Source organism: Nonomuraea sp. NPDC003804 (assembly GCF_040610675.1).
In the GTDB taxonomy this organism is placed as follows: Bacteria; Actinomycetota; Actinomycetes; order Streptosporangiales; family Streptosporangiaceae; genus Nonomuraea.
Genome location: NZ_JBEXMT010000017.1, coordinates 141,534 through 156,320 on the forward strand (window position 1 = coordinate 141,534; position 14,787 = coordinate 156,320).

Genomic DNA, 14,787 nt, shown 5'->3' on the forward strand with positions numbered 1-14,787 from the left:
GGCTCGGCTGCTGAAGGGAGGGCGGCCGCGCACGCGGGCGAACCCCCGGGCGGACCTCAGGAGACAGGCCTTCGGCAGCAGGCCGCCGCTCGAAGGCCCCACCAAAGTACGGTCCTGCCGTGCCGAAGGTCGGCTTCGCCCGTCATCGCCTTGATCAGGCACGGGACGGCGGCTGAGACTCGGTCGCCATGGAAGAGATGCTGACCGAGGCCGCCCGCCGGCTGGGTGTCACCGGCGCGCAGGTCGCCGTGCTCGCCGACGGCGAGTTGCGTGAGGCCGCCACCGGGGTCGCCAACGCCGAGCTGGGCACGCCGATGGACGCCCGCACGCTGATCCAGATCGGTTCGACGACCAAGCTGCACACCGCGGTGCTGGTGATGACGCTGGTCGACGAGGGCGTGCTGGACCTGGACACGCCGGTGGCGCGCCATCTGCCGGAGCTGCGGCTGTCCGACGCCGCCGCCACCGCGTCGGTGACGGCGCGTCACCTGCTGTCCATGACCAGCGGGATCGACAACGGGTTCTACGACGACCCGGCCGACTACCTGGCGACGCTGTCCAGCATGCGGATGCTGTTCGCCCCGGGCGACGGCTACTCCTACAGCAACGCCTCCACCGTCGTCTCGGGCGCGCTGGTCGCCCGGCTGACCGGGTCGAGCTGGGACGAGGCGTTGCGGCGCAGGGTGTTCGAGCCGCTGGGGCTGCGCGAGTGCCTGACGTTGTGGGAGGAGCTGCCGTATCACCGGGTCGCGGTCGGGCACGCGCCCGACGGTTCGGTGGTGCGGCCGTGGACGTTCTCGCGCGCCTCGGGGCCCGCGGGGAGCACGCTGTGCTCGACGGCCGCCGATCTGGCCAGGTTCGGCGAGCTGTTCGTGCGGGCGGGGGCCGGCGTGCTGTCGGCGGAGGCGTGCGCCGCCATGCAGGTGCCACAGGTGTCGCTGCCGACCAGGCGGTTCGCCGACCGCTGGTGTCTGGGGCCCTACCAGCGCGATTTCGGCGGGACGACCGTGCTCGGCCACAGCGGGACCAATCTGGGCGGTTCCTCGACGCTGCTGTGGGTGCCGTCCACCGGCGTGGTCGTCGCGGTGGTGTGCAACAGCCCGCACGCGGGTTACCCGCTGGCGGCCGCCGTGACCGCCGAGCTGCTGGGAGCCGCTCCCGCCGACGTGGAGCCGGCGACGCGGCTCACCGCCGACGCGGGCCCGTACGAGGGCCGGTACGCCGCCTGCGACCTGCGCTACGAGGTGACCTCGGTGGAGGGGGTGCTGACGGTCACGCTGGAGGACGTGGCCTCGGGCGCCGTCAGCCCGCCGGTGGCGCTGCTGCCGCTGGACGAGCACCGGTTCCTGCCCGAGCAGGATCTGTCCGGCGGGCGGGGCTGGGATCTGGCGTTCGTGGTCCGGGACGGCCGGGCGGCGCGCCTGGTCAGCGGCGGTTTCGCCGCCCGCCGGATCGCGTGAGCTCAGCCTCGGCTGACCAGCCCACCGGATCGCGTGAGCTCAGCCTCGGCTGACCAGCCCGGCGTCGTGGGCCAGCAGCGCGGCCTGGGTGCGGTTGGCGCAGCCGAGCTTGCCGAGCAGCCGCGACACGTAGCCCTTGACCGTCGTCTCGCTGAGGTAGAGCCGGCTGCCCGTCTGGGAGTTGGACAGCCCTTCGGCCAGGCAGACCAGCACCTCGGTCTCGCGCTCGGTCAGGCCGTCCACCAGTTGCCTGGCGGCCCGTCTGGCGGGCTCGCCGGGGGCGAAGGCCGCCACCAGCCGCCTGGTCAGCTCGGGCGAGACGACGGCGTGCCCGTCGGCGGCGACCCTGACGATGCCGGTCAGGTCCTCGGGGTCGGTGTCCTTGAGCAGGAAGCCGACCGCGCCCGCGCGCAGTGCCCGGACCGCGTACTCGTCCAGGTCGAACGTGGTCAGCATGATGATCTTCGGCGGGCGCGGCAGCCGGCAGGCGCGCTCGGTCGCGGTCAGGCCGTCGACGCCGGGCATCCTGATGTCCATCAGCACGACGTCCGGCGCCAGCCGGACGATCGCCTCGACGGCCTCGGCGCCGTCGTGCGCCTCGCCGACCACCTCGAGGTCGGCGGCGCGGGACAGGATCGCCCGCAGGTGGGCGCAGACCATCCGCTCGTCGTCCACGAGCAGGACCCTGATCATCGGGCGCTTCCCCTCCCCTTTCCCGGCAGTTCTGCCGGCAGGTTTCCCGGGAGATTTCCCGGCAGTTTGGCCGGCAGTGTCGCCAGCACCTCGAATCCGCCTGTCTCGGTCGGCCCCGCGGCGAACGCGCCGCCGACCAGTTCCACCCGCTGCCGCAGGCCGAGCAGCCCGGTGCCGGACGACGGAAGGCCGAGGCGCATCGGCTCGGCGCGCGCCGGGTCGGCCGGGTGGTTGCGCACCTCGACGCGGACCCCGCCGTCCCGGGGGCTCAGCCGGACGGAGACCGGCGCGCCCGGCGCGTGCTTGCGCGCGTTGGTCAGCGCCTCCTGCACCACCCGGTAGGCGGTACGGCCGAGCGGTGCCGACAGCTCGATCTGCTCGTCCTGGCTCAGCGAAACCGGCAGACCCGACTCGGCGACCAGGCGGGACACGTCGAGCAGGGTCGGCGGCGGGGCGAGGTCGGCCGGCTGCCGGTCGTGCAGCACCCCGACGACCTCGCGCAGCTCGCCGAGCGCGCGCCGGCCGGTGGCGCGCAGTTCCTCGGCGGCCGCGCGCACCTCGGGCGAGGGCGCGGCCATCCGCAGGGAGCCGGCCTGCAGCACCATCAGGCTGACGTGGTGGGTGACCACGTCGTGCATCTCGCGGGCCAGCCGCGTGCGTTCCTCCAGCCTGGCCTGCTCGACCAGCAGCCGCTGCTCGCGTTCGGCGCGTTCGGCCCGTTCGGCCAGCGCGGTGTTGAGCCGCCGCTGGGTGTCGGCGTAGAGGCCGAGCAGCGTCGCGGGGATCACCACCAGGCCGCAGATCGCGACGAGGTTCAGGGCCGTGGCGAGGTCGGGCGCCTCCCACAGGTGGGTCAGGACGAGCAGGGCCAGCGCGGCCACCGCCACGAGCAGCCGCCGGTCGCCGCGGTGGGCGCCGAGCGAGTACAGCGCGAACGGCATGGCCACCGGCACCTCGATGAAGCCGAGCGGGATCATCGCCAGCGCGACGGCGAGGGGGAAGTGCCGCCGGCCCAGCAGCGCCGCCGCGGCCACGGCCTGCACCCACAGCCCCTGCCAGGGCACATCGGGCACCAGCGCCATCGGCACCGCGCCGCTGATGGCCAGATCGCTGCCGACGCCCACCACGCCCACGGCCGTGGCGAGCGCGACGTCCCCCGACAGCCTTCTGACCCGCGCGTTCATACCGCCACGCTACCGATCCGCGCAGGCCGGCCGGATCCGACGAAAGTAGGATGCCGGCGCCTACGATCCCCACGGGGCAGCCCACGTTCGGCGCTCGTGCGGGCCTGCCGTGTCGCGTGATCCTCGATGCGTGAACGATCTTCCAGGCGAACACGCCTCCCTGACCAGGCAGGACGCACGCGCGATCCTGGGCGTCACCGGCAAGGAGGGCGACACCGCTCCCCTGCTGCGCACGCTCAGGGAGCACGGCGTCGGCCTGTCGTTCCTGGTCGCGCTGACCGTGCTGGCCGTGGTGGACAACTTCCAGACCCAGGTGTTCGGCGTGCTCGCGCCCGAGATCGCCGCCTCGCTCGGGATGGACGCCGGCTCGCTGTCGGGAATCGTGGCCGCCCAGGGCGTGGCGACGGGGCTCGCCCCGTTCGCGGTGGCGGCGCTGCTGCGCCGCTACCCCCATCGGGTACGGCTGGCGGTGGGCACCGGGTTCGCCTGGAGCCTGACCACGCTGTTCACCGGGTCGGTGGCCGGGCCTGTCTCGCTGGCCGCGCTCATGCTGGTCAACGGGGCCACCACCGGCACCGTGGCGGTGCTGCATCCGCCGCTGCTCGTGGACGCCTACCCGCCGCCCGCCCGCATGCGGATCATGTCGCTGTACTCGGCCTCGTCGCCGCTGGCCGGCGTCCTGGCACCGCTGGTCGTGGCGGCGCTGGTGTCGTGGCTCGGCATGGACTGGCGGGCGGTGTTCGCGACGCTCGGCGGGCTGTCGCTGGCGGCCTGCCTGTACGCGCTGCGGCTGCGCGAGCCGGTGCTGGGCCGCTGGGACGTGGCCGAGCTTCAGGCCAGGTCGGGCAACGCCGTACCGGCCGCGGACGCGGCGACGCCGGAGTTCGGCGGTTTCGGGGCGGCGTTCGTGCGGACCCTGCGCATCCCGACCGTCCGCCGGATGTGCGTCGGCTTCACCGCGGTAGGGGCGCTGGCCGCGCCGTACGGGGTGGTGGTCTCGACCCTGCTGGAGCAGGAGTACGCGCTCACGCCCGGCCAGCGCGGGCTGTTCACCGGCGCCGCCGCGGCGGTGTCGATCGCGGCGCTGGCCGCCTTCGGGGCCAGGGCGGAGGCGGCCTACCGGGCGGGTCCTGCGCGGTTCATGGCGCTGTCGGGCGCGGCGCTGGCCGCGGCGGCCACGGCGTTCGCCCTGTCCGCGGTCGTGCCCGTGCTGTGGGTGATGCTGGCCCTGCTGGCGCTGGGCCAGGCCTTCCTCGCGGTGATCGGGCCGTGCCTGTTCATCGGCGCACTCTCGGTCGTACGGCCCGCCGACCGCCCCCACGCCATGGCCGCGCTCGGTCTGATCATCGCGGCCGGCGGCCTGGTGGGCGCGGGGCTGCTGGCCCTGGCGACCGCCTTCCTCGACCTGCGCGGCGCGCTGCTGTTGCTGCTCGTCCCCGCGGTCCTCGGGTCGTGGTTCATCGCGACCATCCGCAAGACCCTCATGGGCGATCTCGACGCCCTCATCGACCATGCGATCGGAGAAACCACATGATCGACGCCTATCGCCGCGCCGAGGCGCTGCACGTCTCGCGGGAGGCGAAGCTCGTGCACCGCTCGGCCGTGACGCCCGTCTGGGAGGAGGACTCCTTCTGGTACCTGGTGAGCACCCCCGAAGGCCCCCGCCAGGTCAGGGTCTTCCCCGAGCGAAAGGAGCGGGTGGAGGGCCCGGCGCCGGCCCCGGCCGGCGAGCCGGTGCTCCCGCCCGAGCTCACCGGCGCCCAGACCTCGCCCGACGGCCGCTTCACGGTGACCTGCGAGGCCGGCGACCTGCTGGTGAACGGTACGCGCGTCACCGGTGACGGCGAGCCTGGCCATGCCTACGGCCTGCCGAGCGACCAGAACCGGATGCCGATCGTCGCCACCCAGCAGGGCATGACCACGCCCCCGCTGCTGGTCTGGGCGCCCGACGGCCGCCGGTTCGTCACCCACCGCGTCGACCAGCGGCACGTGCCCACGCTGACGATCACGCAGTCGTGTCCCCCGGGCGGCGGCCGCCCGCTGGCGCACACGATGCACTACGAGATGCCCGGCGACCCGCTGCCGACGGTCACGCACGCGATCTTCGACGCGGAGACGGGCGAGCGGGTCGACGTCGCGCTCGAGCCGCTGCCCTTCACTCACGACGCCCCGCTCAACCTCGACCGGATCTGGTGGGAGGACGACGACACGCTGTGGCTGCTGCACTGCACCCGCGGCAACCGGGGCGCCGTGCTCCACCGCATCGACGCCAGGACCGGCCGGGCGCAGGTCGTCCTCGAAGAGCACGCCGAGACGGTGATGGCCACCGCTCCGACGATCGTCGTGCCGACGCTCGTGCGCACCCGCGGCGACGAGGTGCTGTGGTACTCCGACCGGTCGGGCTGGGGTCACCTCTACCTGTACCGGGGCGGCGAGCTCGCCGGCGCCGTCACCACCGGCGAATGGCTCGTCCGCGAGCTGCTCGAGGTCGACTGGACGGGCAGGCAGGTGCTGTTCCTGTCGGGCGGGCACGGGTCGAACCCCTACGACCGCCGCCTGTGCCGGGCGGACCTGGACGGGGGCGGGGTCACCGTGCTCACCCCCGAGGACGCCGACCACCAGGTCCACGTCTCCCCCGACGGCCGCTGGCTGGTCGACACCTACGCCACGCCCGGCACGCCGAGCGTCACCGTGCTGCGCGACGCCGCCGGAGCGCTCGTCATGGAGCTGGAGCAGGCCGACCTGAGCCTGCTGGAGAAGGCCGGATGGCGGGCGCCCGAACGGTTCACCGCCAAGGCCGCCGACGGCGTCACCGACGTCCACGGGCTGCTGTTCCTGCCGGGCGACTTCGACCCGGGCAAGCGGTACCCCATCCTGGACTCGATCTACAACGGGCCGCAGATCACCCGGCAGCTGCGCACCACCCTGCGGGGCTACACGCTCGACCCGTGGCTGCTCGACCCGGCGGGCGGCGCGCCGTCGCTGGCCGCGCTCGGCATGGCGGTCGTGGTGCTCGACGGGCGCGGCACGCCGTACCGGGGCAAGGCCTTCCAGGAGGTCTCCCACGGCGACCCGGCGGTGACGGCCGGGCTGGAGGACCACGTGGCGGCGATCACCCAGCTCGCCGCCGAGCGGCCCTACCTCGATCTGGAGCGGGTGGGGATCACCGGGCACTCGGGCGGCGGCGCGGCCACGGCCAGGGCGATGCTGACCCATCCCGGTTTCTTCCGCGTGGGCGTCGCCTCGGCGGGCGACTACGAGCACGACGGCTACTACGCCATCTGGGGCGAGACCTACCAGGGGCCGCCGCCCCAGGACTACGCCGCGGGCTCGATGCTGCCGCACGCCGGCGCGCTCGCCGGCAAGCTGCTGATCGTCTTCGGCGAGATGGACGACAACTGCCACCCCGGCCTGTCGCTGCGGCTGGTCAACGCGCTGGTCGAGGCCGATGCCGACTTCGAGATGCTCATGGTGCCCAACGCCGCCCACGGCTACCTGCACGCCGAGGCGCACGTGCTGCGCCGTACCTGGGACTTCCTCACCCGCCACCTGATCGGCGCGGAACCGCCCGCCGGATACCGCATCGACCCGACCTTCGGAGCCGCCGCATGAGCACCGCCCTTCCTGACCTGCTCCCCGACCTGCAGGCCGACCTCGACGCGCTGGCCGGCGAGCACGGCGTCACCGGCGCGGTCCTCGCCTTCACCGCCGGCCAGGAGGTGGCCGCGGCCGCGACGGGAGTCCTCAACACCCGCACGGGCCAGCCCGTCACGACCGGCTCGCTGTTCCAGATCGGCTCGGTCACCAAGGCGTGGACGGCGACCCTGGTGCTCCAGCTCGTCGGCGAGGGGCGGCTCGACCTCGACCAGACCGCGCAGTCGGTGCTGCCAGGGCTCGCGCTGCCCGAGCCGGTGACGATCCGGCAGCTGCTGGCGCACACCGGCGGGTTCGAGGGGGACGTCTTCGTCGACACCGGCCGAGGTGACGACGCGATCGAGAAGCTGGTCGCGCTGCTCGGCGAGGTGCCGCAGCTGTCGCCGCCCGGCGCGATCTGGTCCTACAACAACGCCGGGTACGTCGTCCTCGGGCGTGTCGTCGAGGTCCTGCGCGGCCTGCCGTTCAACGCGGCGCTGCGCGCGCACCTGATCGGCCCGCTGGGCCTGACGCACACCGCCACCAGCGCCGACGAGGCCATCCTGTACGGCACGGCGGTCGGGCACGCCGCCGGCGAGCCGGTCTCGACCTGGTCGCTGATGCGCTCGAACGACCCGGCGGGGGCGAGCCTGGCGATGACCGCGGGAGATCTGCTGACCTTCGCCCGCGCGCATCTGGCCGACGGCGCGCAGGTGCTGCCCGCGAAGCTGTCCAGGATGATGCGGGAGCCGCAGGTCGCCCTTCCCGACCTCGGCCGGCCCTCCAGCTGGGGGCTCGGCTGGGAAGTGCAGGAATGGGCGGGCGGCACGGTCGTCGGGCACGACGGCTCCACCCCCGGCCAGGCCGCCACGCTGAAGCTCGTGCCGGAGGCGGGGGCGGCCGCGGTGCTGCTGACCAACGGCGGCGACCCCGACCCGCTGGTGGCCGAGCTGCTGACGCCCGTGCTCGGCCGCCTGGCCGGGGTGAGCGCGCCGCCGCCGGTGAAGCCGCCCGTGCCGCCGCTCCCCTTCGACGTCGACCGCTACGCCGGGCGCTACGTCTCGGACGTGACGGCGTGGGAGGTCACCGGCGACGCCGAGGGCCGGCTGTGGGTGACCGTCACGCCGCTCGGCGTGATGGCCGAGCACGGCGCGCCGCAGACCTTCGAGCTGGCCAGGCTGCGCGGCGACACGTTCGTGTTCGCGGAGGCCAGGGGCGGGGTGCACGCGGCCGTCGCGTTCGTCGGCGACGGCGACGGCGGGCGGGCCGGCTACCTGCACACCGGGCGGCTGAACGTCCGCGATTCCCTGTGAGGAATTGTCGGTGTTCCCCGCGATCCGCAGGATCGAGGGGAACACCGACACGAGGAGAAGCAGTGACCGATATCCGTGCCCAGGAACTGGCCGACCGCTACATCGCGCTCTGGCTCGAGCCGGACGCCGAGCTGCGCCGCAAGGCCGTCCAGGAACTGTGGGCCGAAGACGGCGAGCACGTGCTCCAGCCGCCGCAGGAGATCCGGCAGATCGGCTACGACCTGGGCTTCGACGCCACGACGCTCGAAGCGCGCGGCCACGAGGCGATCGAGACCCGGGTGACCCGCAGCTACGAGCGGTTCGTCGCCGGCGGGCAGTTCGTCTTCAGGGCCAAGGGCGACGCCGTACGGCTGCGCGACGTCGTCACCTTCCACTGGGAATCGGTGAACGTCGGCGGCGGAGGCGCGGTGACGGGCGGCGGCCTCGAGGTCCTCATGCTGGACGAGGACGGCCGCATCGTCACCGACTACATGTTCCCGTCCTGATCGCCGGGGTCAGCCGCCAGCAGCGCCGCCGTTTCGGCGTCGGCGGGCAGGAACGCCTCCAGCTTCAGCTCCGCCACGGTCACGTCGAGCGCGGTCGCGAACGTCGTGATCGTGGTGGTGAGCCGCAGTTCCCCGCGCGGCGAGCGCAGCCGTACGGGCACGGCGAAGCCGACGTGGTCGGGCCCCGGCGGCTCGTGCGGCACGTAGCCGGACAGCTCGTCGTACAGCTCGTCGCGCGGGATGCGGTCGAGGATGTGCTGGGCCCACTGGGCCAGGTTGACGATCCGCGGCGCCAGGCCCTCCGGATGCAGGGACAGGCGCAGCACGTTGACCGGGGGGCGCAGCAGGTGGCCGGCGACGCCCTCGGTGAGCAGGCCGAAGGCGTCGTTGGCCAGTACCAGCTCGTGACGGGCGTCGACGACGATCGCGGGATAGGGCAGGTGCCCGGTCAGGATGTGGCCGAGCGCGGTCCGCACGTGGGCCAGGCCCGGGTCGTCGAGCGGGGTCTGCGGGTAGACGGGCGCGTACCCGGCCGCGAGCAGGAGGTCGTTGCGCTCCCTGAGCGGCAGCTCCATCGACTCGCCGAGCCGGACGACCATGCTCCTGCCGGGCCGGGACCGGCCGCTCTCCATGAAGCTGAGGTGGCGCTGAGTCGTGCCCGTCCGCAGGGCGAGGTCGAGCTGGCTGAGGCCGTGGCGGCGGCGGGTCGTGCGCAGGGTCTGGGAGAAGTCCACGCTCCCATTGTGCGGATGTCGCCCATTCCTTCAAGGGAATTGTCGCCATTCCCTCGCGGCGGCACGATCTGCTCCGTGAACACGCGACTGGGAGTCCTGCTCCCCACCAACCAGAACCAGTGGACCGACGCCCGAGGGCTGGTGAACTTCGGCGTCCGCGCCGAGCGGCTCGGCTTCGACTCCCTCTGGGCCAACGACACCCTGCTCGGCGCCCGCATCGAGCCGCTGGCCATGCTGGCCGCGCTGGCCCCGGCGACCGAGCGGGTCACCCTCGGCACCGCGGCGCTGCTGCCGGCCTTCCGCCGCCCGGTCACGGCCGCCCAGGAGCTGGCCGCCGTCGACCACCTGTCGGCCGGGCGGCTGGTCGTCACCGTGGGCGCCGGCTTCCCCGGCCGGTCGGAGATCGAGTACGCGGTCTCGGAGGTGCCGTGGCCGCGGCGCTTCGAGCGGCTGGACGAGACGGTCGCCCTGTGGCGGGCGCTGTGGGCGGGCGAGCGCGCCTTCCACGGCAAGGTGCTGCGCTTCGACGAGCTGCCCGAGCCGACGCCGTCGTTCCGGCCGGGCGGGCCGCCGATCTGGCTGGCCGGCGCGACACCGTCGGCGCTGGAACGCGCCGGGCGGCTCTACGACGGGTGGCTGCCCTACCCGCCCGACCCCGCCGCCTACCGGGCGGGCCTCAAGGATGTACGGCACGCGGCGGGCGCGGCAGGGCGGCCCGTCGAGGCGGTCACCCCGGCGTTGTTCGTCACGGTGCTGATCGGCGAGGCCGCCGGCGAGCGTGAGCTCGACGCCTTCTGCAGGGCCACCTACGGCGTGCCGTACGAGACGGCGCGGACGATCCAGGCCATGGTCGCGGGCCCGGCCGAGCACGTGGCCGCCACGCTGGCCGGCTATGTGGCGGCCGGCGCCGAGCACCTGGTGTGCCGTTTCGCGGCCACCACGCTCCACGACCAGCTGGAGCAGCTGGAGCAGCTGGCCGGGATCGCCTGCCGCACGCCGTGAGGTCGCGGCGCGCCGGAACAACCGGCGCGCACCCCGGTGTTGCCGCTCATCGACGACCCCAACGGAGAAGAGGCCGCCGATGGTCAGTGTCAGCACGGAGACCCCCGAGCAGACCGAGGAACGCCTGCGCCGGGTGATCGCCGGCGCCGAACTCGTCGTGCACGAGGGCGTCTGGTTCTTCGAGGAGTCACCCGCCGACCGTCCGCCCGCGCTCACCGGCGACACGCTGGCCGTGGTCCGCGACGAGGACAGCTGGAGCCGCCTGATACCGCTCACCCGCGACCGGGAGGACGTCGAGCGGTTCGGGATCTTCTCCTTCCACTTCCCCGCCGGGCTGGACAACAGCGGCTTCGTCGGCTGGCTGGCCACCCGTCTCAAGGCGAGCCTGGGGACGGGGGTGTTCGTGGTGTGCGGGAGCAACCGGGAGCGCGGCGGCGTCTACGACTACTGGGGCTGCCCCGCCGAGCTGCTCGACCAGGCGGTCGCCGTCGTCGCCGAGCTCCGCGGGGCGTGACCGACACCGGCCGGAAGGCCGGCAGGCCACGGCAGGCCTGAGCGGTGGCCGGCTCGACAGCCCGGACGCCGCCGGGGTGGGTCAACTCCTGACGCGGCCGGTCGAGCCCCGGGCGATGAGGGTGGGCGGGAAGACGTGGTCGACGTGGGGCGTGTGGTAGCCCTGCAGGCGCTCCCACAGCGCGTTGGCCGCTGCGCCGGCCATCTGCTCGATGGGCTGATGGACGGTCGACAGGGGCGGGTTGCTGTGCGAGGCGAGGTAGGAGTCGTCGTACCCGATCACCGAGAGGTCGCCCGGCACGGACAGACCCGCCTGGCGGGCCGCGGCGAGCGCGCCGAGCGCCATGAGGTCGCTGCCTGCGACGATCGCGGTCGCGCCGGCCGCCAGCAGCCGTTGGGCGGCGGCGTGCCCGCCTGTCAGCGAGTAGTCGGTCTCGGCGTAGAGCGCGTCGTCGACGGAGCCGAACCACTTGCGCATCTCCCTGCGGTAGCCGTTCAGCCGGTTCTGCGAGGGCCGCAGGTAGCCCTGGCCGCCGGCCAGGCCGATGCGGGTGTGGCCGAGGGATCGCAGGTGGGCGACGGCCATCGCGGCGCCGGCCGCCTCGTCGGTGGTCACGGTGGAGACCGGCAGGTCGGGGACGTGCCCGCCGACCAGGACCATCGGCAGGTGCCGCTGGTGCAGCTGCCAGTAGAAGCCGTGGTCGGCCGAAGGGTTGGCGTGCCGTCCTGAGATCAGGACCAGACCCTGGATGCGCTGCCGTACCAGGGAGGCGATGTAGTCCAGCTCCGTCGGCCCCTTCTTGGTGGAGCTGCCGATCATCGCCGTCACGCCGAGAGCGCCGAGCTTCGTCTCGATAGCGCCGGCCAGCAGCGGGAAGACGGGGTTGTCCAGCTCGGGGACGATGATGCCCACGAAGGGGTCGGAGACGGGCGCCGGCGCGACCATGCCTTGCTCGCGCATGGCGCGCAGCACGCGGTCGCGGGTCTCCTCGGCCACACCCGGGCGGTCGTTGAGCACGCGGCTGACCGTGGCCGCGCTGACCCCGACACGCTTGGCGATCGTCCGGACCGACAGCCTTGACATCGACCCTCCAGAAACCATTGAAACATGTTGCCAGCTGTTGCGGCGGTATTCGGGAGCGACCTAGGCTCCCGGCCAGAAACGCAGGTGATGAGCGAATTGCGGAGCACTGACAGCATGTGGCAACCCGAAACACTTTGCAACACGAGCGCGCACCACGATGGTTCGCCGCTCTACGTGTCCGACCCTTCTCCGGGGCTGGGCGAGCGGGTGGAGGTGTTCGTGCGCACCGCCGCCGCGCTGGGTGCCGAGCAGGTGTACGTGCGCACCGCCCCTGACGGCGAGCCCAGGTTCACCGAGGCGAAGATCGACCGCGCCTGCGAGGACGAGACGTGGTGGCGGGTGCCGGTCGAGATCGCCAACCCGGAGTGCGGCTACCGCTTCCTGCTGCGCACGGCCCGCGGGCCGCTCTGGCTGAACGCGTCGGGGCTGCGCCGTACCGAGGTCACCGACGCGGCCGACTTCACGCTCACCGCCTACCCGCCGCCGCCCGCCTGGGCGGCGGACGCGGTGATCTACCAGATCTTCCCCGACCGGTTCGCCCGCTCCGGCCGGCCGTACGGCCCGCTGCCCGGCTGGGCCAGGCCCGCGGACTGGGACGAGCCGATCCCCTACGGCAAGCCTGAGGCGCTGCAGCAGATCTACGGCGGCGACCTGTGGGGGGTGGCCGACCGCCTGGACCACATCGCCGAGCTCGGCGCCGACCTGATCTACCTGACGCCCTTCTTCCCCGCCAGGTCCAACCACCGCTACGACGCCACCACCTTCGACCGCGTGGATCCGCTGCTCGGCGGGGACGAGGCGCTCAAGGCGCTCACCGCGCGGGCGCACGCCCGCGGCATGCGGGTGATCGGCGACATCACGCTCAACCATTCGGGCGACGCGCACGACTGGTTCGTCAGCGCCATGGGTGACCCGAGCAGCCCCGAGCGCGACTTCTACTATGTCGACGGCGACGACTACGCCACGTTCGCCGGGGTGAAGACGCTGCCCAAGTTCGACCACCGCTCGGCCGAGCTGCGCCGGCGCCTGGACAGGGTGATCGCCCGCTACCCCGACGAGTTCGGGCTCGACGGATGGCGCGTCGACGTCGCCCAGTCGGCGGGCCGCCACGGCGGCGTCGAACTCAACGACCGGGTGGCCGCGGACACCAGGGCGGCGCTGGGAGAGGGCAGGCTGCTGCTGGCCGAGCACCAGTTCGACGCCGCCGCCGCGCTGCGCGGCGGCGGCTGGCACGGCACCATGTCCTACGCCGGGTTCGCCCGGCCTGTCTGGTCGTGGCTGGCGCTGGAACGTGCCACCGAGTTCTGGGGCACCCCCGGCCCCATCCCCCTGTACGGCGGGCAGGACGTCGTCGAGGTGATGCGCGACCACGCCGCCCGGATCCCGTGGCGCTCCTACACCCACAACCTCACGCTGCTCGACTCCCACGACACGGCCAGGTTCCGGTCGATCGCGGGCCGCGACCGCCAGCTTCTCGGCGCCGCGCTCCTGTTCACACTGCCCGGCCTGCCCATGGTCTTCGCCGGTGACGAGGTCGGCGTGGAGGGGGTCCACCTGGAGGACGGCCGCCGACCCTTCCCGTGGGACGGCGAGACCTGGGACCGGCGGACCTACGCGACGTACAGGGAGCTGGTGGCACTGCGCAGGAGCAGGCAGGCGCTGCGCCGTGGCGGCCTGCGATGGCTGCGCGCCGACGACGACGTCCTGCTCTTCGAGCGGGCGCTGCCGGGCGAGACGATACTCGTCCAGGTCAGCAGGGCCGACCACGCGCCTGCTGCGGCCCCTGCCGCGCTGTCCTGCCTCACCGGCGGCCCCGACCTGCGTCCCGGTGAACCGATGCCCGCCGACGGACCGGCCTTCCACGTCTGGGAGGTCGCCCGATGATCGAGATTCTGACCGGTGTGCGTTCCGAGGCGCTCGGCAACTCGAGAGACGTGTTCGTCTACCTGCCGCCCGGCTACGACCCGGCGGCCGGGCCGTACCCGCTCGTCGTCCTGCACGACGGGCAGCACGTGTTCGCGGGAGCGGGCCTCGCGCCGAGCTGGCGGGTGGACGAGACGCTCGACGGGCTCATCGGCGCGGGGCTGCTGCCGCCGCTGGTCGCCGTGGCCGTCGCCAACGCCGGTGACCAGCGCGGCAACGAGTACTCCCACGAGGTGCCCTACCCGCGTGACCCGAACGGGATCTGCCGCGGCGAGCTGTACGAGCGCTTCCTCGTCACGGAGCTGCTGCCGCTGGTGCGCGGACGCTACGCGGTCACCGACGATCCGGGCGCCACCGCGGTGATGGGCTCCTCCATGGGCGGCCTGGTCAGCTACCACCTGGCCTTCCGCCGTCCCGACGTGTTCGGGCTGTCGGCCGTGCTGTCGCCGTTCCTCGTCTTCGTGGATCCGACGACGCTCGAGGAGACCCCGGTCTTCCGCCGATTCCCGGGGCGCGGGCCGCGCAGGATCTGGATCGACATCGGCGGCATGGAGGGCCTGATCATGGTCAGGCCGGTCCGCGAGCTGGTCGAGCATCTCATCGACGTGGGGTACGAGCCCGATACGGAGCTGCGCTACCACCACGAGCCGGCCGCGCCGCACCACGAGGACGCCTGGGCGGCGCGCGCGGGCAGTGCGCTGCTCCACCTGTTCGGAACGGAAGGGCCGCCCGTGACGCTGTCCGTCGCGGACGGCACGGACGG

13 protein-coding genes are annotated in these 14,787 nt (G+C 73.4%); 9 read left to right on the forward strand and 4 right to left on the reverse strand.

Annotation, left to right across the window (positions count from 1 at the left end):
- Nucleotides 1–188 precede the first annotated feature (188 nt).
- On the forward strand, nucleotides 189–1,460 hold the full coding sequence (locus ABZX22_RS23865; protein ID WP_354912765.1) for a serine hydrolase domain-containing protein: 1,272 nt from the start codon (nucleotides 189–191) through the stop codon (nucleotides 1,458–1,460).
- A gap of 39 nt (nucleotides 1,461–1,499) precedes the next feature.
- On the opposite strand, the gene ABZX22_RS23870 is transcribed toward ABZX22_RS23865, so the two are convergent.
- Nucleotides 1,500–2,153, reverse strand: a complete 654-nt coding sequence (locus tag ABZX22_RS23870; RefSeq protein WP_354912766.1) for a response regulator transcription factor — start codon at nucleotides 2,151–2,153, stop codon at nucleotides 1,500–1,502.
- Complete coding sequence (locus ABZX22_RS23875) at nucleotides 2,150–3,337, reverse strand: histidine kinase (RefSeq protein WP_354912768.1); 1,188 nt, start codon at nucleotides 3,335–3,337, stop codon at nucleotides 2,150–2,152. The genes ABZX22_RS23870 and ABZX22_RS23875 overlap by 4 nt, the downstream gene beginning before the upstream one ends.
- 130 nt (nucleotides 3,338–3,467) lie before the next feature.
- On the opposite strand from ABZX22_RS23875, the gene ABZX22_RS23880 reads away from it, so the two are divergent.
- From ABZX22_RS23880 to ABZX22_RS23895, 4 genes are all read left to right on the forward strand, one after another.
- Nucleotides 3,468–4,871 carry an MFS transporter gene (locus tag ABZX22_RS23880; RefSeq protein WP_354912769.1) on the forward strand — a complete coding sequence of 468 codons (1,404 nt, stop codon included), beginning with the start codon at nucleotides 3,468–3,470 and terminating at the stop codon, nucleotides 4,869–4,871.
- Nucleotides 4,868–6,949, forward strand: a complete 2,082-nt coding sequence (locus tag ABZX22_RS23885) for a DPP IV N-terminal domain-containing protein (RefSeq protein WP_354912771.1) — start codon at nucleotides 4,868–4,870, stop codon at nucleotides 6,947–6,949. The genes ABZX22_RS23880 and ABZX22_RS23885 overlap by 4 nt, the downstream gene beginning before the upstream one ends.
- Complete coding sequence (locus ABZX22_RS23890; protein ID WP_354912772.1) at nucleotides 6,946–8,283, forward strand: serine hydrolase domain-containing protein; 1,338 nt, start codon at nucleotides 6,946–6,948, stop codon at nucleotides 8,281–8,283. Before ABZX22_RS23885 ends, ABZX22_RS23890 begins: the two co-directional genes overlap by 4 nt.
- A gap of 62 nt (nucleotides 8,284–8,345) precedes the next feature.
- The gene (locus tag ABZX22_RS23895) at nucleotides 8,346–8,768 is read left to right on the forward strand and encodes a hypothetical protein (RefSeq protein WP_354912774.1); all 423 of its coding nucleotides are present in this window, start codon (nucleotides 8,346–8,348) and stop codon (nucleotides 8,766–8,768) included.
- Here ABZX22_RS23895 and ABZX22_RS23900 read toward each other — a convergent pair.
- Nucleotides 8,750–9,502 (reverse strand): helix-turn-helix transcriptional regulator, encoded by a 753-nt coding sequence (locus ABZX22_RS23900; RefSeq protein ID WP_354912776.1) that lies wholly within the window; start codon nucleotides 9,500–9,502, stop codon nucleotides 8,750–8,752. The genes ABZX22_RS23895 and ABZX22_RS23900 overlap by 19 nt on opposite strands.
- A 75-nt stretch (nucleotides 9,503–9,577) precedes the next feature.
- Here ABZX22_RS23900 and ABZX22_RS23905 point away from each other — a divergent pair, with 75 nt between their 5' ends.
- Both ABZX22_RS23905 and ABZX22_RS23910 read left to right on the forward strand, forming a co-directional pair.
- Nucleotides 9,578–10,504, forward strand: a complete 927-nt coding sequence (locus tag ABZX22_RS23905; RefSeq protein ID WP_354912777.1) for an LLM class flavin-dependent oxidoreductase — start codon at nucleotides 9,578–9,580, stop codon at nucleotides 10,502–10,504.
- Between the two features lie 79 nt (nucleotides 10,505–10,583).
- Nucleotides 10,584–11,018 carry a DUF6196 family protein gene (locus tag ABZX22_RS23910; RefSeq protein WP_354912779.1) on the forward strand — a complete coding sequence of 145 codons (435 nt, stop codon included), beginning with the start codon at nucleotides 10,584–10,586 and terminating at the stop codon, nucleotides 11,016–11,018.
- A gap of 81 nt (nucleotides 11,019–11,099) precedes the next feature.
- Here the strand turns inward: ABZX22_RS23910 and ABZX22_RS23915 are convergent, their stop codons facing one another.
- Nucleotides 11,100–12,101 carry a LacI family DNA-binding transcriptional regulator gene (locus ABZX22_RS23915; RefSeq protein WP_354912781.1) on the reverse strand — a complete coding sequence of 334 codons (1,002 nt, stop codon included), beginning with the start codon at nucleotides 12,099–12,101 and terminating at the stop codon, nucleotides 11,100–11,102.
- 174 nt (nucleotides 12,102–12,275) lie between these two features.
- On the opposite strand from ABZX22_RS23915, the gene ABZX22_RS23920 reads away from it, so the two are divergent.
- Nucleotides 12,276–13,985 (forward strand): glycoside hydrolase family 13 protein, encoded by a 1,710-nt coding sequence (locus ABZX22_RS23920; protein WP_354912783.1) that lies wholly within the window; start codon nucleotides 12,276–12,278, stop codon nucleotides 13,983–13,985.
- Nucleotides 13,982–14,787, forward strand: an 806-nt coding sequence (locus ABZX22_RS23925; protein ID WP_354912785.1) for an alpha/beta hydrolase-fold protein, incomplete at its 3' end; no start/stop codon positions are given. The genes ABZX22_RS23920 and ABZX22_RS23925, both read left to right, overlap by 4 nt.

Bases quoted from the DNA above. Each gene is read 5' to 3' on its own strand.
- ABZX22_RS23890 (WP_354912772.1), top strand. From the start codon at position 6,946: ATGAGCACCGCCCTTCCTGACCTGCTCCCCGACCTGCAGGCCGACCTC.
- ABZX22_RS23910 (WP_354912779.1), top strand. From the start codon at position 10,584: ATGGTCAGTGTCAGCACGGAGACCCCCGAGCAGACCGAGGAACGCCTG.
- ABZX22_RS23915 (WP_354912781.1), bottom strand. From the start codon at position 12,101: ATGTCAAGGCTGTCGGTCCGGACGATCGCCAAGCGTGTCGGGGTCAGC.
- ABZX22_RS23870 (WP_354912766.1), bottom strand. From the start codon at position 2,153: ATGATCAGGGTCCTGCTCGTGGACGACGAGCGGATGGTCTGCGCCCAC.
- ABZX22_RS23865 (WP_354912765.1), top strand. From the start codon at position 189: ATGGAAGAGATGCTGACCGAGGCCGCCCGCCGGCTGGGTGTCACCGGC.
- ABZX22_RS23875 (WP_354912768.1), bottom strand. From the start codon at position 3,337: ATGAACGCGCGGGTCAGAAGGCTGTCGGGGGACGTCGCGCTCGCCACG.
- ABZX22_RS23885 (WP_354912771.1), top strand. From the start codon at position 4,868: ATGATCGACGCCTATCGCCGCGCCGAGGCGCTGCACGTCTCGCGGGAG.